Here is an 18,177-nt window from a genome sequence, read left to right on the forward strand (position 1 = left end):
AAGTAATGATTGAATTGACTGTGCCGATACTCTTCTTAAAAAGAAGCGAATCGATTTGGTCACTCAGTTTCATTGATAATTCTTTTGTTGACTATCATTCCACGAGTGCCCACACAGATTGCATGGTCAAATTGTTAAAGAACGTTGACTCAACACCTTGTGTTGGTCGAGGCTGCGTATCTTACCAGCGCAACCCTTGATGTCAACAACAAATTTCAAATTATTTTTTCGAAACCCTTTATTGACAACACTTGAGAAAACAATTCGTGTTCTTTTGAAGAACTCAGTTCGTCAACTCAAGCAAGGCAGGCAATTCTAAAGATTTCCAACTCAAGGTCAACCCCAAATTGGCAATAAAATTTGCCGAGCCATTCACCAACAAGTTATCCACAATTTGTGAATAGCTTACTAAGAAGCCGTCACTGCGTTGGTGAGGCGGCATTATAGGGAGGCGTGAACTATTGGCAATGCTTTTTTTGACTTTTTTTGCCAACTGATGACAAAAAGAGCGTAAAAACGGAATAAATACAAAAAACAGCCAAGCAGTAGGTGTCTCTCTCCTTTTTTGCAGCGTACCGTTAAGCGTAGACAACAAATGATAGGAGAGTGGTACAACCTTAAGAAATTTTTCAGATTGGGGTATTAAAGATAGCTAACAACAAAGAATGGATTGAGTAAATCTTCGCGATGATATGACAAAGGGACTCCATCAAGGGTTTTAACCTGGCCCCCAGCACTTTCAGCGATACATTGCCCAGCAGCGGTATCCCACATCATAGTCGGCCCTAAACGAGGGTAGAACTGCGCTTTTCCTTCGGCAACAAGACAAAACTTTAGGGATGCCCCCGCTTCTTTCATCTTATATAGAGGGAACTGCGCCAAACCTTCAGCTAACAGCGGACTTGGATGAGAGCGACTCCCTACTATAACCGGTGTCTGTCTTGATAGGGCTCCATTCATCATTACTGACACTCCATGCCTGACTGCCATTTCCCAACCAGCTTATCTCTAATGCAGGCGCATAGACAACCGCTAGCACAGGACGTCCATTTTCAATCAGCGCGATATTTACGGTGAACTAGCCATTCTTGCGTAAGTATTCTTTGGTCCCATCTAACGGGTCCACTAACCAGAATGCCCGCCAGTCTTTTCTCTCTGACCAAGTGGTTTGTGCAGACTCCTCAGAGACGATAGGAATATCTGGAGTCAGTAGTGCCAGCTTCTCCATGATAATCGTATTCGCAGCTAAATCAGCAGCAGTCACCGGGCTGCGATCGTCTTTTTCCGTCGCTTCACTCCTACTGTCATTCAATTATCTTGCGAGCTTTGAGGGCATCCACACAGAGATCTACAAGTTGCTGGACACTATGATGGCCTGCCGCTAAGTGGATTTCGGCATTCAAGGGTTGCTCATATTCAGAATCAATACCCGTAAACTGCTTGATCTCCCCTGCCCTCGCTTTTTTATAAAGTCCTTTCGGGTCCCGCCTTTCACATTCATCCAAAGGAGTATCAACAAACACTTCCAAGAACTCTCCCGACGGTAACATATCCCGCACCAACTGGCGCTCATGACGATGCGGTGAAATAAACGCACTCAACACAATCAGCCCGGCATCCGCCATGAGTTTTGCTACTTCACCGATTCGGCGGATATTTTCGCGTCGATCTTCAGTGGAAAAACCAAGATCCTGGCATAAGCCATGACGAACATTATCACCATCGAGCAGATAGGTATGATAACCCAACTCAGCCAAGCGCTGCTCCAATGCGCCTGCAATCGTCGACTTACCTGCCCCACTTAGTCCCGTGAACCAGAGTACAGAAGCTTGTTGGTTCTTTTGTTTTGCCCGGTAAGCTTTGTCGATTTGATGTGTATGCCAAACGATGTTGTCATTTTTGGCTGTAGAAATAGCCGACGTCATAGAAAACTCCATTTACAGTCAGATTAAAAAGGGAAAAGACGAGGAATCAAGGCTAATACAACAACCGAGTAAACCAATGAGATAGGAAGCCCTATTCGCAAGTAATCTTTCAGTTTGTAATTGCCTACGCTATATACCAAGAGGTTGGTCTGATATCCGTAGGGAGAGATAAAACTCGCACTGGCACCAAATAAAATAGCCATGATGAATGGCATAGGATCAACGCTATAGCTAATAGACAGACTGTAGGCAATAGGAAAGGCCAGGGCTGCTGCTGCATTATTGGTGACCAGTTCGGTTAATACCAAGGTCAATAGGTATACCGCAATCAATGCACCATACATCCCCCAATCGGCAAATCCCGTCATTAACATCTCACCCATGCGCTCAGAGAGACCGCTAGAGAGCATCAACTGTGCCAAAGACAACGCTGAGCCAACAATCACGACAATATCAATGGGAAAACGGCGTTTGAGTTCAGTAAATGTCACCACTCCAGAAGCTATCAGCAAGACTAGATACGCTGCCAAGCCCTTTATAATAGGCAGGACATTCAGTAACGCGGCAGCAATCACCATCATAAAGCCAAGCAGGACCGTGAAGCTCTTTTGACTATCGAGCCTGGCACTGGAGTCCAAGCCATTGACCAGAACAAACTCACGATTAAGCTGCTGCTTCTTACTATTGAATGTTTTACCCGGAACAATCACCAAAGTATCCCCGGCATGAAGCTCTATATTTCCGAGCCCACCAGCTAATCTTTCATGACCACGACGGATCGCCACCACTACCGCATCAAAACGCTCACGGAATTGAACGCTCTTCAATGTCTTGCCACGGATCCCTGCTGAATGGCTGACAATGACTTCCAGCATTGACTGACCATTAAGATGATGCTGGCCAAACAACTGAAGGCCATTAATTTCCTGAAGGGTCGTTACGCTTTCCACGTCACCACAAAATAGCAGCGTGTCCCCTGCTTTGAGCTGGGTATCAGGGCATACCGGCGCTAATGTCTCCCCATCACGGATAATTTCCGCCAAAAACAACCGACGCAGTGCCCTCAACCCGTTTTCGGCAACCGTTTTTCCGACCAGCGGTGAGCCACCTACCACTTTGGCTTCTAAAAAGTAGGGCAGGTCGTCTTGCGTGTTCTCGTCATAAATAGGAAGGAGGTAACTTAACGGGATAAGAATCAGCAAACCGATCACGAGTACTGCCAACCCAATAGTCGTGGGGGCAAAGAAACTTAAGCTGGGTAACCCGGCGTCTTCGACAAAGCTATTAATGATCAAATTTGTCGAAGTACCGATTAGGGTTAACGTTCCCCCAAGGATTGCTGTATAGGACAAGGGGATCAGCAAGCGTGACGGGGCGTGGCGTTGATTTCGTTTGATAGCACCAATCAAAGAAACCACCACGGCAGTGTTATTGGTAAAGGAGGAGAGAAAAGCGGTAGACAGGCCCAACTTTGCCACTACCGTCGATTGCCCTCCACTCGATATTTGCTTGCCAACCCAACTAATCAAGCGGGTTTTTTCCAAGCCAATAGAAACAAGGATCAGTAACACCAAGGTTAACAATGAGGAGTTAGTAAAATTGCCAGCCAAAGTTGGCAAGTCAATCATCCCAGCCTGGAAGCCAATAAAGGCCGCCCCTGCAAACAAATAAGCAGGCTTGATCCTTGTTGTCAGCAGGCAGGTTACTATCACCATTAACATGGCGAGAACCATTCCTTGTTCCCATTGCATCATCACTTACCCCAGCAACTTACTGATATCCTTCGCCTGCCAATGAGGGAAGTGTTTGCGTATCAGGGCATTTAGCTCGACTTCAAATGCAGAGACCGAGGTGGATGCAATATCTTGTCCGCCAACCAGCGCTTCGCGCACCATCCCGGCCCCCACGGTCACATTGGTCAAGCGATCGATAACGATGAAACCACCGGTATCCGGGCTATGGAGATAAGGATCCACGGATATAGATTCGGTCAAGGTCACTTCACACAGGCCGATACCATTGAGTGGCAGACTAGCGGTTTCAAACTGGCCGAGATTATTGATATCGACCTGGTGGCGAATGGCCGAGATGTTACCCACGGTTTTCTTGCCTGCGATTTTTATGTCGTATTGGCGCCCCACCTCCAGTGGTGCCTCGGCCATCCAGACAATATCAGCCAGCAGGTGGTTACCCAGTACGGCCTCATTATCAGCGGCTACCAAGGTATCGCCACGGCTGATATCTATTTCATCGCCCAGCGTCAGGGTAACTGCCTGACCAGCAAAAGCGGCAGGTAAATCACCATCAAAGGTGACAATGCGCTCGACCTGTGACTGTTTACCCGATGGCAGTACCTTAACGCTATCACCCACCTTCACCGTGCCTGAGGCGACGGTACCAGCAAACCCACGGAAGTCCAGGTTTGGTCGGTTGACATACTGAACCGGCAAACGGAAGTCACCTGACTGGCGATCGACATTGATATCGACCGATTCAAGCATCTCCAGTAGGGATTCACCTTGATACCACGGCGTTTGATCGCTGAGATCAACCACGTTATCCCCTTCCAACGCTGATAGCGGCACCAGTTTGATATTCAATTGCGGGTTGAGCTGCTCGGCAAATGTCAGGTACTCATCGCGGATAGACTCAAAGCGCGACTGCTCAAAGCCCACCAGATCCATTTTATTGATTGCCACGATGAAATGACGGATCCCCAGCAAACTGGCGATATAGGAATGACGACGGGTCTGATCCAGCACCCCTTTACGGGCATCAATCAAGATAACCGCGACATCACAAGTCGAAGCGCCCGTTGCCATATTCCGGGTGTACTGCTCGTGACCCGGGGTATCGGCAATGATGAACTTGCGCTTTTTCGTCGAGAAATAACGGTAAGCAACATCAATGGTGATCCCCTGCTCGCGCTCGGCCTGCAGGCCGTCCACCAGCAAAGCCAAGTCAGGCTTATCACCAGTAGTGCCAACCTTCTGACTATCGGCATGGATCGCGGCAAGCTGATCTTCATAAATCTGCTGGGAGTCATGGAGCAAGCGGCCAATCAAGGTACTCTTACCATCATCTACTGAGCCACAAGTCAAAAAACGCAGCAGGGATTTGTTTTGGTGCTGGTCGAGGTAGGCTTCAATCCCCAGCTCGGCCACTTGTTGTTCTATTGCACTATTCATTATTCTCTCCTTAGAAGTATCCCTGACGTTTCTTGAGTTCCATCGAGCCAGACTGGTCGTGGTCAATGGCCCGCCCTTGTCGCTCACTGGAAGTCGCTACCAGCATCTCTTCGATAATGCTCGGCAACGTATCGGCCTCGGACTCGATGGCACCGGTTAATGGATAACACCCCAAGGTTCTGAACCGCACACTCTTTTGCTCGACCTTCTCACCCGGCTCAAGCTTCATCCGGTCATCGTCGACCATGATCAGCATACCGTCACGCTCAACGACGGGGCGAACTGCCGATAGATACAAAGGAACTATCTCGATACCTTCTAAGTAGATGTATTGCCAGATATCCAACTCGGTCCAATTAGACAACGGGAATACCCGGATACTTTCACCCTTGTTAATCTGGCCGTTATACGTTTTCCATAGCTCCGGGCGTTGGTTTTTCGGATCCCAGGTATGGTTTTTGTCACGGAAAGAGTACACCCGCTCTTTCGCCCGGGACTTTTCTTCATCACGTCGCGCCCCACCAAAGGCCGCATCGAAGCCGTATTTGTTCAATGCCTGCTTGAGGCCCTGGGTCTTCATGATATCGGTATGTTTGGACGAACCATGGGTAAACGGGCCAACCCCCATCGCCAAGCCTTCTGGGTTCTTGTGTACCAACAAATCAAAACCGTACTTCTCTGCGGTGCGGTCGCGGAACTCAATCATTTCCCGGAACTTCCAGTCGGTATCGACGTGCAGCAACGGAAACGGGATCTTGCCCGGGTAAAACGCCTTACGGGCAAGGTGCAGCATGACCGAGGAGTCCTTACCGATGGAGTACATCATGACGGGGTTATCAAACTCGGCAGCAACCTCACGGATAATATGAATACTCTCCGCTTCAAGTTGCTTTAAGTGGGTAAATCGTTTCGGGTCCATTACTCTCTCCATGCTAAGCCAGTTTCACCACGGCACCTTGCTGATCCATCTCGGGATGAGCAGGTTGTGGTTGCTTTCCGAACCAATGTAATTTTTCTGATAGGTTGACCACTTCACCGACCACAATCAGTGCTGGGGAAGCCGCCTGTTGAGCTAACTCGTCCAACTCATCGAGTTGGCCTTTGTATATTTTCTGGGTGGGTTGGGTGCCGCGTTCAATAATGGCAACTGGGGTAGAGGCTGCGCGGCCGTGCTCGATGAGTTGCAGCCTGATATCAGAGGCATTCATCAAGCCCATATAAATCACTAGAGTCTGGTTGCCACGCGCCAAGGTTTGCCAATCAAGTTGATCACTGCCCGCCTTGAGATGCCCGGTGACAAACATCGCAGTCTGGGCGTGATCCCTGTGCGTTAGAGGAATGCCGGCATACGCAGTCGCGCCAGCAGCGGCGGTGATACCAGGGACGACCTCAAATGGAATATTGTGATCGAACAAGACTTCCAGCTCCTCGCCACCACGGCCGAAGACAAAAGGGTCACCGCCTTTAAGACGGACCACACGCTTACCTTGCGAGGCATATTCCACCAGCAGACGGTTGGTTTCGGCTTGGGGCACACTGTGAAAGCCAGCCTTTTTACCGACACACACCCGTTCGGCATCACGGCGAACCAGTTCCATCACTTCTTCCGAAACCAAATAATCAAACAGCACGACATCGGCTTGTTGCAATAACTGCAACGCCCTAAGTGTCAGCAAGCCAGCATCTCCTGGGCCGGCACCTATTAAGGCCACTTCACCACGGTTTGATTGACCTTGACTAAGTTGCTCCAGCTCCTTTTCGGCCGAGTCAAACTGGCCTGCAGCGACCAAAGATGCAAAGCGTCCGTTAAAGGCTTGCTCCCAGAACCGTCGGCGCGCAGAGAAAGACGTTACGGTTTGAGCTAGGCGGGAACGGAAGCGTCCGGCAATCGTTGCCATCTTGCCTAGATGCTGTGGCAGCAACGCTTCGAGTTTTTCGCGGATCAACCGAGCTAACACCGGCGCTTGCCCTGATGACGACACCGCGACAATTATTGGGGAGCGATCGATGACAGATGGCACAATGAAGCTGCAGCGCTGGGTATCATCTACCACATTCACCAGAACCTGACGCTGATTGGCAGATTGATAAACCAGTGCATTCACGGCCTTGCGCTCTGTGGCTGCGATAGCCAAGAAGACACCGTCTAGGTGGTGGGGTGAAAACTCCTCTGCCACATGCGTCAACTGACCGTTATCGACGGCTTGTTGGAAAAGCGGTGACAGTTCCGGGCTGATAACCTTTACGTCAGCCCCTGCCTTGAGCAGCATCTTTGCTTTGCGCCAGGCAATATCATTGCCACCGACAACCAAGCATGGCCGGCGCTTTAAATCCGCAAAAATCGGCAGATAATCCATGTGAGAGTGCCCCTAAGAATCCATTGATAGAAGCACTATAGTTGCGGTGATTTATTACCTGAAATTCTTAAATTTCATTTTTTATTCCAAAAAGTTCGCCCCAAAATTTATCTCTCGCCCCCTAGATAAAAACAGTAATAAATCAGTTTATTTAGGCAAAAGCCTGCAATTGTCACGTAAGAAACCATTCATCACAGTGATATAGGCGAATTACTCATAAGCTATACCTTTTTGGCCTAGGCTTATGCGTAGCCGAAATGTTCCTTTCAGAGGCAACCGTTTTCGACAACATGAGAAAAAGCGCAAAAAAACGCGATTAATCACACATAAAAGCTATTCTTTTGCGCAAATTTGGGAGCGTTTTTGTTACCTTATGCACGCTTTCCTATACCGACACTCACGGAGAAAATTATGAAGTTATCAGCCAAACCCTTATCCCTAGCGATCTTGGGTGGAATGCTGGCTATGGCAGGACCGGCTACAGCAGACACCATCAAGCTTCGCATCCTGGAAACAACGGATATCCATACCAATGTCATGGACTTTGACTATTACAAAGACAAGCCGACCAAGAAGACCGGCTTGGTTCGTACTGCTACATTGGTAAAGCAAGCCCAGTCTGAAGTAACCAATAGTGTTTTGGTTGATAACGGTGATTTGATCCAAGGTAGCCCAATGGGTGACTACATGGCAGCCAAAGGGCTTGAAGCGGGAGATATCCACCCGGTTTACAAGGCGATGAACCAGCTGAACTACGAAGTAGGTAACATCGGTAACCATGAGTTCAACTACGGCTTGGACTTCCTCGACAAAGCTATCGCTGGTGCAAACTTCCCTTACGTCAACGCCAACGTCTACGATCTGAAAACCGGTAAAAACCTGTTCACTCCTTATGTGATCAAGTCACACACCTTCAAAGATACCGACGGTGCCGAACATGAGGTGAAGATTGGTTACATCGGCTTTGTTCCGCCGCAAATCATGGTATGGGACAAACGCCACCTGGAAGGCAAGGTCAAGGCTGAAGATATCAAACAGTCTGCCGAGAAGTATGTGCCGCAAATGAAGGCAGAAGGTGCTGACATCATCGTGGCGATCCCGCACTCTGGTGTATCCGCCGACCCTTATAAGGTGATGGCTGAAAACTCGGTATACTACCTCACCGAAGTTGAAGGCATCGATGCCATTGCCTTCGGCCACTCACACGCGGTGTTCCCAAGCAAAGCCTTTGCGAACCTACCAAATACCGATGTGGAAAAAGGCACCATCAACGGTGTGCCTTCTGTGATGCCTGGACGCTGGGGTGATCACCTGGGTGTGATTGACCTGGTACTGAAACAAAAAGGCGACAGCTGGACGGTTACCAGCGCGCAGACCGAAGCCCGTCCTATCTTCGACAAGATCAAAGGCGAAGCTATTGTAGAAGCTGACGAGAAGATGGTTGAAGCAATCAAGGCTGAGCACGACGGAACCCGCGAGTTCGTCAACCAACCAATCGGTAAAGCCAACGACGTTATGTACAGCTTCCTGGCCCTAGTGCAGGATGATCCAACAGTCCAAATCGTCAGCCTTGCCCAACAAGATTATGTTGAGCGCTTTATCCAAGGTGACCCAGACCTAGACGGTATTCCTGTACTCTCTGCTGCGGCTCCGTTCAAAGCCGGTGGCCGTGGTAACGATCCAACAAACTTTACTGAAGTCGAGTCCGGCCAGTTGACCTTCCGTAATGCGGCTGACCTCTACCTATATCCGAACACTCTAGTGGCATTGAAGGTCACCGGAAAAGAAGTGAAAGAATGGCTTGAATGTTCTGCTGGCCAGTTCAACCAAATTGACCTCAACAGCGACAAGCAGCAAGGCCTGATCAACTGGGACGGTTTCCGTACCTATAACTTCGATGTGATCGACGGCGTGAACTACAGCATCGATGTATCGCAGCCAGCCCGTTATGACGGTGACTGCAAACTGATCAACGACAAGGCTGAACGTATCCAGAACCTAACATTCAACGGTAAGCCGGTTGATCCTGCGCAGCCATTTATCATCGCAACCAACAACTACCGTGCTTACAGCGGCAAGTTTGCCGGTACCGGTGAAGACTTCATTGCCTTTGCTTCGCCAGATGAAAACCGCACGATTGTGGCAGACTACATCACCCGCGTTAGCAAAGAGCAGGGTGAAGTCACCCCAAGTGCCGATAACAACTGGCACTTCGCTCCACTGAAAAGTGAGAAAACGCTAAACATCACATTCGAAACGTCTCCGGGTGACAAAGCGGCAAGCTTCATCAAGGAGAAGGCGCAGTACCCAATGGAGAAAACCGGTACTGACGAGATCGGATTTGCGGTATACCGTATCGACTTACAAAAGTAAGTCAGTTAGCTGATTACCATTGACCATACCGCAGCCTCGGCTGCGGTATTTTTTTGTTATGATAAAACCTCGGTCAATGTGACACCCAACCCTGTGAGCAGACAATGAAGACAGCCCTAGCCCAATACCTACGAGACCATGGTGCCGATGAGGAAACGATCAACCTATCCCTTTCACTCGCAGAGCCGATGGAGTTACCGACCCGCCACATATTGCTCAATCAAGGGGAACAGCCAAGCTATGCTTTCTTCCTTGTCGATGGGACCTGCCATGCCTGCTACCTGACGGCTGAAGGCCGCCAGTTCAGCAAGGAGTTCTATTGGGAGCAAGAACTTATCCTTGGCTTTGAAAGCTTACTGACCAAGCAGCCTTCCGAGTACTTATTGGAAACCTTGTCGGCCAGCCACATTCTCGCCCTACCATTGGCAGTGCTCGAGCAGTGGAAAACCTGTTGTCCCGGCCTCTATATGGCGTTGCTCGAAAGGCAACTGTTATTCAAAGAGCATAAAGAACGCTTTATGCTGATCCATACCCCAGAAGAGCGCTATACCTTGTTCTGCGACCATTTCCCAGAATTACAGGCACAGCTTGCCGACTACCAGATTGCTTCTTATCTGGGTATTACTGCCACCAGCCTAAGCCGTATTCGCGCCAGGCTCAGCGAAGAAAGTTAATCGATTTAAGCCAACTTGCCTTAAGTTAATGCCAACGCCTTTGAGGTAATTTATCCTCAGGGAAGAGTGAATAATACGTACCATCAGGAGAACGACATGCAATGGCAGTGCCTCAGCTTTGACCAACTGACCACCCACCAACTCTATGACCTGCTCAAACTGCGCTGCGATGTCTTTGTGGTCGAGCAGGAATGTGCTTACCCAGAATTGGACGACCATGACAGGCAGGCTGGTACTCACCACTTACTTGGCTACCAAGACAATACGCTTGTCGCCTATCTCCGCCTGTTACCGGCAGGTACCACCTATGACGCAGTGAGTATCGGCCGGGTCGTTACCGCCCCAGTGGCCCGAGGTAAGGGAGTTGGCTACCAACTGCTTGAACAAGGCATCACCATGACCGAGCAATTGTGGCCCGGAGAGACTGTCGAGATTGGCGCCCAATCGCATTTACAGCATTATTACCAAAGATATGGCTTCGAGGCTTTTTCAGAAGAGTACCTGGAAGACGGTATCCCACATATCGATATGCGCCTCACCAAATAACAATACCGGTAGCCAGAGCAACCACGAGCACAGTAACCAGATAGCAAAAAAGCCACCGGAGTGGCTTTTTTCGGTTATCCCGATCGCTTACTGGGTACGGCGGACAAAACTGCCATCCGAGCGGCGGAAGAACAAAATCGGCTCGCCACTACGCCCTTCAATTTGCAACGCATCCAAACCACCCTGGGCAGTCTGGCGATAGCGCATCCATTGCCCCGCCTTGATCCGGCTCAGGGGCTTGTCGTCCCCTTCGATGGCTGCGACGGCATAGAGGTCGTTAAGCGGTAAATTGTGCTGCCGGAAAATGTTAGCCAGGGTCTCGCCGCTTTTCACCTGATAGCGCTGCCAGTCAGCACTGGCCGACTGCGTGGAAGTGCTGTTTTTCTCCACCGGTTTCACTTTTGGCTTCGAAGCAACAGGCTGACTTTCGACCGGCTCCAGCGGCGTAATCCGGGAAGGGCGAGGCGGAGATACCGGCTCTTCCCTTTCACCCACAGCAACGCGCTCTGGTTGCTTGCTTTCCAGGTTCAGGGACAGTTCACGGCGAACTGGCTCTGAAGACGTGGGTTGTGAAGCCTTGTCACCACCACCAGGTAGGATCAGCAATACCCCAACCACCGGCACCAGTACCATCAGGGCACGGCGATGCAATTTAGGTAACTGCTGCCATTTGCTTGCCAACGGAGCAAACTTGGCACGGATAGCCGTACTTCCCTGTTTCAACGCCTCCTTATCCAAGGAGATACGAGGCCACGTAAATTCACTCTTTTTGTTCGAACGGCGTTTGGCCTGTCCCATAAACAACACTCCAGCGCTATCAAATTCACGCTATCCATCGACAGCTTGTTACAATGGTTTACCCCTAGGGGGAGAAACTGTTATCCTGCCTGCTTTATTCACTCTACTAAAGAGATGACACCATGTCTGACGTTAAACTAGATACAGTTGAAACTAAAGCAAGCTACGGTATCGGTCTTCAAATGGGCCAGCAGCTAGCTCAAAGCGGTCTAGAGGGCCTAAATGTTGCTGCTATCGCTAAAGGTATCGCGACTTCTCTAACTGGCGACATGCCAGAAATCGAAGTTGACGACATCAACAACGCACTACGCGATCTACACACTCGTGCAGAAGCTGTTCGTCAAGAACAAGCTCAAGCGGCTGCTGCAGAAGGCGAAGCGTTCCTAAAAGATAACGCACTACGCTCAGAAGTTACAGTAACTGAATCTGGTCTTCAGTACGAAGTTCTTGTTGAAGGTAACGGTGAAATCCCTACTTCAGACAAGCAAGTTCGTGTTCACTACCACGGTCAGCTAACTGACGGTACTGTATTCGACAGCTCTGTTTCTCGCGGCCAGCCTGCAGAGTTCCCAGTAACTGGCGTAATCGCTGGTTGGGTTGAAGCTCTACAGATGATGCCTGTTGGTTCTAAGTGGAAACTATACATCCCACAGAACCTAGCATACGGTGAGCGCGGCGCAGGTGCAGCGATCCCTCCATATGCAGCTCTAGTATTCGAAGTAGAACTACTAGACATCCTTTAATCGCCTCCGCGATTGATGACAAAAACGGTGCTTCGGTACCGTTTTTTGTATCCAGCAATCCCTTTATCTAACGACCATCCTAACCAAAGTTTGGCTTTTTTTATCTTTTAATTCATTTTTTGCCACAGAATTTGGTATCTCACCCGCATTCCTGACTAATCTTAAATGGGACACCTATAGTCGACGCCTACATGGAGGATTGCGAAAGATGTACCTATTGACCCAAGCCCGCGCCAAAACTTGGCTACTACTGCTTGTCGGCAGTTTAATTTTGCCTGTAACCAGTCATGCCTTCAGCCTTTCAGACTTATTTGGCGGCGGGGATGAAGAAGCGGCTTCGACACTCAACAACCCTCTGACCGATTTACTCAGCAGCCAACTTGATGTCTCTACCGAACAAGCCGCAGGTGGGGCTGGAGCCCTGCTTTCCATCGCTGCAAGCCAACTTGGCGGTGATCAGGCAACCGAATTGACCAATATGATCCCCGGTCTTGATGCCCTGACCGGCAGCTTACCACCGGGTACCAGCGCCTTGTTGGGTAACATGGATACCATCAATCAGGTATTCAGTGCCCTAGGTATGGATGCAAGTATGGTAAGCCAGTTTATTCCGGTCGTGATGCAATTTCTTGGCGACCAAGGAGCCAGCGCCGGATTGCTTGATAACCTTGGTAGTATCTGGCAGGCCGCAGGCTAGATGGCATAGCCCTCAAAAAAATCGCGCGCAAAGATACCGCGCAAGTGGGATTCTTCTGTCAGCATGATGTAAAAAAGCCTTACCCAGCAATGAGTAAGGTTTTTTTTCGGATACCTGCCCGCACACGCTAGCTAGATACCGGATCCATCGGCTTCGACATCATCTTCATGCAGGCCGCACTCTCGTTTGAGGCCAAAGAAGCGGGTTTCTTCTTCCTTCATACCCAGCTGCCATTTCTGGGTCGTATGGGTATCACCGACAGAAAGGTAACCTTCATCCTTGAGTGTATGGTAAGGCAGTTGGTGCTCGGCAAGATACTGCTCAATATCGCGATCGCTCCAGTCGATCAGTGGCAGGAATTTGAACAAACCGTTCTGTACCGCCAACACCGGCAAAGTAGCCCGGCTTTGTGACTGCTCACGACGCAAACCGGAGAACCAGGCAGAAACACCAAGCTCATCCAAGGCACGGCGCATCGGCTCGACCTTGTTGATGCGGTTGTACTGTTTGATCCCATCTAGACCTTGCTCCCACAGTTTACCGAATCGCGCTTCCTGCCAGTTCGGACTGAGCTCTGCACGGTAGACATGCAAGTTCAATTTCAGCCGCTCGGTCAACTGATCGACAAACTGGTAGGTCTCCGGAAAAAGATACCCGGTATCGGTTAGAATCACCGGAATATCCGGTTTGATCCGGGTCACCATATGTAACATCACCGCCGACTGAATACCAAAACTCGAGGCAAGGGCAAACTGCTGCGGCAAGTTATCCAGCGCCCAGCGAATACGCTGCGGGGCTGACATCGCATCAAGTTCGGCATTGATCTCAGCCAGTTTGAGGATTTGTTCCACCTTGCTGGCCTGCAACAACGCGGCGTATTGGCTATCAGGCATAAAAATCCCTCTTAGATATCAGAACCGGTTCGATGATCCCGGCACGAATAGTGAAATCGCCAAAGTCTTCCCCTGCTTCACGCTCCTTGGCCCAACGGCCAACCAAGCTATCCAGTTCAGTCAGGATTTGCTCGACCGTGATATTCTCGCGGTACATTTTCGGGATTCGGGTACCATTACGGTTTCCACCGAGGTGCAAGTTGTAGCGTCCCGGCGCCTTACCAACCAACCCCACTTCCGCCAACATGGCCCGGCCACAGCCATTCGGACAACCGGTAACACGCAAGATGATATTGTCATCCTTCGGCAGGCTGTGTTTTTCCAGCAACTGTTCGATGTCGGTTACAAACTCTGGCAGGAAGCGCTCCGCTTCGGCCATTGCCAACGGACAGGTTGGCAGTGAGACACATGCCATGGCATTTTTCCGTTGCTCGGACACACCATCATCGATCAGGCCGTGATCGCGCGCGATCTTTTCGATCTTACTTTTCTCACTGGCAGGCACCCCTGCAACAATCAAATTCTGGTTGGCGGTCATACGGAAATCACCTTTGTGGATTTTCGCAATTTCCGCAGCCCCTGTTTTCAAAGGCTTACCCGGATAATCGAGCAAACGGCCATTTTCAATAAACAACGTCAGGTGATGCTTGCCATCAATGCCTTCCACCCAGCCGATGCGATCGCCACGCTCGGTAAATTCATAAGGACGGCTTGGGGCAAAGGTGATCCCTGCCCGCTTCTCGACTTCAGCCTTGAAGACATCGACACCGACTCTATCTAGGGTGTATTTGGTCTTGGCGTTCTTACGGTTAGAACGGTTACCCCAATCACGCTGGGTGGTTACCACCGCCGCCGCGATATCCAAAGTATTTTCCAGCGGTACAAAGCCAAAGTCATCGGCCTTGCGCGGATAGGTCGCCTTATCGCCGTGGGTCATCGCCAAGCCACCGCCCACCAGTACATTGAAGCCCACCAACTGGCCTTCTTCGGCGATCGCGACGAAGTTCAGGTCATTGGCATGGACATCGACATCATTCTGCGGCGGGATCACCACGGTTGTCTTGAACTTCCTCGGCAAGTAATTGCTACCCAGAATTGGCTCTTCGTCCGTGGTCTCCAACTTTTCACCATCGAGCCAAATCTCGGCATAGGCACGGGTTTTCGGCAACAGGTGCTCACTGATTTTCTTCGCCCACTCATAGGCTTGCTGATGCAACTCGGACTCTACCGGGTTGGTGGTACACAACACATTACGGTTCACATCCCCCGCTGTGGCGATGGAGTCGATACCGATCTTGTTCAATGTCTGGTGCATCAGCTTGATATTCGGTTTCAGTACACCGTGGAACTGGAATGTCTGACGGGTGGTTAAACGCAGGCTGCCATACAGCGAGTGCTCCTCGGCAAACTTATCAATCGCCAACCACTGCTTGGGGGTGATCACCCCACCCGGCATCCTCGCCCGCAGCATCACATTATGCAGAGGCTCGAGTTTCTGCTTGGCACGCTCGGCACGGATATCACGATCGTCTTGTTGGTACATGCCGTGGAAACGGATCAGTTGGAAGTTGTCGGCGGTAAAACCACCGGTGATACGATCATTCAAATCTTCAACAATGGTGCCACGCAGGAAGTTACTTTCACGCTTTAGGCGTTCGTTATCCGACAGTTTTTGCTCGCTCATTAGTACACATCCTTTTGATAACGCTTGCTCTTGCGTAGTTCACTCAAATATTGCTCGGCCTGATCGCGGCTCTGTTTACCTTGCTGCTCGATGATTGTCACCAACGCGTCGTGGACATCTTTGGCCATGCGGGTGGCATCCCCACACACATAGATATGGGCGCCATCTTGCAACCATTGCCACACTTCGGCAGCATGCTCTAACAGGCGGTGCTGGACATAGACCTTCTCGGCCTGATCACGGCTAAACGCCACATCAATCCTATCCACCACGCCAGATTTCAAATACTTCTGCCATTCAACCTGATACAGGAAGTCTTCGGTGAAGATACGGTCGCCAAAGAACAACCAGTTCTTACCTTCAGCATCACGGTTGTCACGCTCTTGGACAAAAGCTCGGAAAGGCGCGATGCCGGTTCCTGGGCCAACCATGATCACCGGGGTATTATCATCTTCAGGCAGTTTGAAGTGGTTATTCGGCTCGACAAAGACCCTGACGCTGTCGCCTTCCTCCAAACGCTGAGCAAGGTAACCGGATGCTCCACCCTGGCGGGTTTCTTCGCCTTTGTGGTATTCCACCAGCCCTACGGTCAAATGGACTTCCTCGCCCACCTCTTCCTGACTTGAGGCAATCGAGTACAGGCGCGGGGTGAGGCGGCGCAACAACCCCAGCAACTGCTCAGCACTCAAGGCAGCCTTTTTCTCACCCAGTACATCAATAATTTGGGTGTTGCCGGCGTATTCACGCAGCTTGTCTTTGTCTTCGACCAACTTAGCCAGCTTTTTGCTGCCTGATAGTTCGGCATATTTGGTGACTAGCTGCGGATTAGACAGCGTGATCTCATAATGTTTGATGAGGGCATCACGCAGCGATATTGATTCACCATCAACATCGACTTGCTGTTCAGAGGCGAGCCCTGTCTTAGCTAGAATTGCTTCAACAAGGGCAGGATCATTGTCATACCACACACCAAGCGCATCACCCGGCTGGTAGGTCAGCCCTGAGCCTTCAAGATCAATTTCCACATGGCGGACATCTTTGCCTGACTGTCGGCCGGTAATTTTCTGGCTGGCCAGCAGTGCTGCAGGGTATGGGTTCTTCTTGTTGTACGCTGATACTGTCGGTGAAGCTTGGCCCAGCGGCAGCTGAACCACATCGGCAGCTCCCTGCTCTGATTTTAAGGCTTCCTCTACCTTGTCTAGCGCCTCGGCACGCCACGCTGTTGCCGCAGACTCATAATCCACATCGCAATCTAGGCGAGGGTGGAAAGCGGTTGCACCCTGTTTGCCAAGGAAGGCATCAAAATCTTTCGCAGTCTGGCAGAAAAACTCATAACTGGAGTCGCCCAGCCCCACCACGGCATATTGCAAATTCGGCAGTTTCGGAGCCTTTTTCGATTGCAGGAATTCATGCAGCTCAATGGCATCATCCGGCGCTTCCCCTTCACCATGGGTAGAGGCCACGATAATGACATGGGTTTCTTTGGCGAGGTTCTTGCCCTTGTAATCCCCAGCGGCAAAAATATCGGCCTTGATGCCTTTGGCATCGGCCTCTTCTTTCAGTTGCTCGGCAACCCCCTTGGCATTCCCGGTCTGGGAAGCATAAATGATGGTCAGCTTACCGGCAGGTTGTGTGCTGGCGGCAAGAGCCGGTGCCGGAGAAGACTGAGTTTGCCCAGCCACCTGTGTTTGGCTGAGGCCCCAAAAATATCCACTGATCCACGCCAACTGTTGTGGCGATAACTCGGCGGCAGCCTGCTGGAGTTGACCTATTTGCTGATCATTTAGCGGGCTGGCCAGAGCTGAAAGTTCCTTAAGTAACATGACACGACGATCCCTATACATTGCGTATGGGTTAGATTAGCTACTCAGAGAAATAACAAGAAAGAATAGATAAGAATGTTTTATAACGATTTGTAAGGGAGAAGGGTAAAAAAAACTGCAGGCTCAGCTGCAGTTTTTCTAAGTAATTCAGAAGGTATCGGCTATTCTCACTTGGTGAAAACCGACTTCGAATGCCCGCTCGGTGGCAGTGTCGATATCGTGATAGCACTTTTCACTGCCCGAACCATCAGTGAGGGGAACAAACCCGCCCCGACGATGGCGGAACTCAACAATCCATCCATTAGCCTGAATAGAAGGCTCAATCACGGCTTCCACAATCTCGCTATTGGTATAGAGGTTCTGCAACTCGGTTAACGTCATAAGCCCCAGCCCTTTTACAGTTTCACCTTTTATAAAGGTGGTACAAAACCGAGAAAACAGGCAACAAAAAAGCCACGATTTCTCGTGGCTTTGGA

Annotated in this window: 16 protein-coding genes and 1 pseudogene; 5 read left to right on the forward strand and 12 right to left on the reverse strand. The window is 50.3% G+C overall.

What is annotated here, in order from left to right; translation table 11 throughout:
- Positions 1–642: 642 nt before the first annotated feature.
- The 7 genes and pseudogenes from BIZ37_RS30420 to cysG form a co-directional block, all read right to left on the reverse strand.
- Positions 643–963 carry a 3'(2'),5'-bisphosphate nucleotidase CysQ gene (locus BIZ37_RS30420; RefSeq protein ID WP_255526704.1) on the reverse strand — a complete coding sequence of 107 codons (321 nt, stop codon included), beginning with the start codon at positions 961–963 and terminating at the stop codon, positions 643–645.
- Positions 887–1,264 (reverse strand): annotated as a pseudogene (locus BIZ37_RS30425) (3'(2'),5'-bisphosphate nucleotidase CysQ). Before BIZ37_RS30425 ends, BIZ37_RS30420 begins: the two are co-directional and overlap by 77 nt.
- 40 nt (positions 1,265–1,304) lie before the next feature.
- Positions 1,305–1,925, reverse strand: coding sequence for an adenylyl-sulfate kinase (cysC, locus tag BIZ37_RS08175; protein ID WP_187461097.1), 621 nt, complete (start codon positions 1,923–1,925; stop codon positions 1,305–1,307).
- 23 nt (positions 1,926–1,948) lie between these two features.
- Positions 1,949–3,676, reverse strand: coding sequence for an SLC13 family permease (locus BIZ37_RS08180; RefSeq protein WP_187461122.1), 1,728 nt, complete (start codon positions 3,674–3,676; stop codon positions 1,949–1,951).
- Positions 3,677–3,682: 6 nt separating this feature from the next.
- A complete protein-coding gene (gene cysN / locus BIZ37_RS08185) occupies positions 3,683–5,113 on the reverse strand; it encodes a sulfate adenylyltransferase subunit CysN (RefSeq protein ID WP_187461098.1) in 1,431 nt (476 codons plus the stop codon).
- A gap of 10 nt (positions 5,114–5,123) precedes the next feature.
- Entirely contained in the window at positions 5,124–6,032 is a 909-nt protein-coding gene (cysD, locus tag BIZ37_RS08190; RefSeq protein WP_187461099.1) for a sulfate adenylyltransferase subunit CysD, read from the reverse strand.
- 13 nt (positions 6,033–6,045) lie between these two features.
- Positions 6,046–7,470: a siroheme synthase CysG gene (gene cysG / locus BIZ37_RS08195; protein WP_107300968.1), complete on the reverse strand. Its 1,425-nt coding sequence runs from the start codon at positions 7,468–7,470 to the stop codon at positions 6,046–6,048.
- A gap of 411 nt (positions 7,471–7,881) precedes the next feature.
- On the opposite strand from cysG, the gene BIZ37_RS08200 reads away from it, so the two are divergent.
- The 3 genes from BIZ37_RS08200 to BIZ37_RS08210 all read left to right on the forward strand — a co-directional run bounded on the left by BIZ37_RS08200 (position 7,882) and on the right by BIZ37_RS08210 (position 11,063).
- The gene (locus BIZ37_RS08200; protein ID WP_187461100.1) at positions 7,882–9,843 is read left to right on the forward strand and encodes a bifunctional 2',3'-cyclic-nucleotide 2'-phosphodiesterase/3'-nucleotidase; all 1,962 of its coding nucleotides are present in this window, start codon (positions 7,882–7,884) and stop codon (positions 9,841–9,843) included.
- A 104-nt stretch (positions 9,844–9,947) separates the two neighbouring features.
- Complete coding sequence (locus BIZ37_RS08205; RefSeq protein ID WP_187461101.1) at positions 9,948–10,517, forward strand: Crp/Fnr family transcriptional regulator; 570 nt, start codon at positions 9,948–9,950, stop codon at positions 10,515–10,517.
- Positions 10,518–10,613: 96 nt separating this feature from the next.
- Positions 10,614–11,063 (forward strand): GNAT family N-acetyltransferase, encoded by a 450-nt coding sequence (locus BIZ37_RS08210; RefSeq protein WP_187461102.1) that lies wholly within the window; start codon positions 10,614–10,616, stop codon positions 11,061–11,063.
- An 87-nt stretch (positions 11,064–11,150) separates the two neighbouring features.
- Here BIZ37_RS08210 and BIZ37_RS08215 read toward each other — a convergent pair whose 3' ends face one another.
- Positions 11,151–11,861 carry a LysM-like peptidoglycan-binding domain-containing protein gene (locus tag BIZ37_RS08215; RefSeq protein WP_187461103.1) on the reverse strand — a complete coding sequence of 237 codons (711 nt, stop codon included), beginning with the start codon at positions 11,859–11,861 and terminating at the stop codon, positions 11,151–11,153.
- A 122-nt stretch (positions 11,862–11,983) separates the two neighbouring features.
- On the opposite strand from BIZ37_RS08215, the gene BIZ37_RS08220 reads away from it, so the two are divergent.
- Positions 11,984–12,604, forward strand: a complete 621-nt coding sequence (locus tag BIZ37_RS08220; protein WP_107300963.1) for an FKBP-type peptidyl-prolyl cis-trans isomerase — start codon at positions 11,984–11,986, stop codon at positions 12,602–12,604.
- Between the two features lie 208 nt (positions 12,605–12,812).
- Positions 12,813–13,301, forward strand: a complete 489-nt coding sequence (locus BIZ37_RS08225) for a DUF2780 domain-containing protein (protein ID WP_187461104.1) — start codon at positions 12,813–12,815, stop codon at positions 13,299–13,301.
- 131 nt (positions 13,302–13,432) lie between these two features.
- On the opposite strand, the gene BIZ37_RS08230 is transcribed toward BIZ37_RS08225, so the two are convergent.
- The 4 genes from BIZ37_RS08230 to BIZ37_RS08245 form a co-directional block, all read right to left on the reverse strand.
- Positions 13,433–14,194, reverse strand: a complete 762-nt coding sequence (locus BIZ37_RS08230; protein ID WP_187461105.1) for a phosphoadenylyl-sulfate reductase — start codon at positions 14,192–14,194, stop codon at positions 13,433–13,435.
- The gene (gene cysI, locus BIZ37_RS08235) at positions 14,187–15,878 is read right to left on the reverse strand and encodes an assimilatory sulfite reductase (NADPH) hemoprotein subunit (protein ID WP_187461106.1); all 1,692 of its coding nucleotides are present in this window, start codon (positions 15,876–15,878) and stop codon (positions 14,187–14,189) included. The genes BIZ37_RS08230 and cysI overlap by 8 nt, the downstream gene beginning before the upstream one ends.
- Positions 15,878–17,701, reverse strand: coding sequence for an assimilatory sulfite reductase (NADPH) flavoprotein subunit (locus BIZ37_RS08240; RefSeq protein WP_187461107.1), 1,824 nt, complete (start codon positions 17,699–17,701; stop codon positions 15,878–15,880). Before BIZ37_RS08240 ends, cysI begins: the two co-directional genes overlap by 1 nt.
- A 147-nt stretch (positions 17,702–17,848) precedes the next feature.
- Positions 17,849–18,082 carry a thymidylate kinase gene (locus tag BIZ37_RS08245; protein ID WP_107300958.1) on the reverse strand — a complete coding sequence of 78 codons (234 nt, stop codon included), beginning with the start codon at positions 18,080–18,082 and terminating at the stop codon, positions 17,849–17,851.
- Positions 18,083–18,177 lie beyond the last annotated feature (95 nt).

It is taken from the genome of Photobacterium sp. BZF1 (assembly GCF_014349205.1).
Lineage (GTDB): Bacteria > Pseudomonadota > Gammaproteobacteria > Enterobacterales > Vibrionaceae > Photobacterium.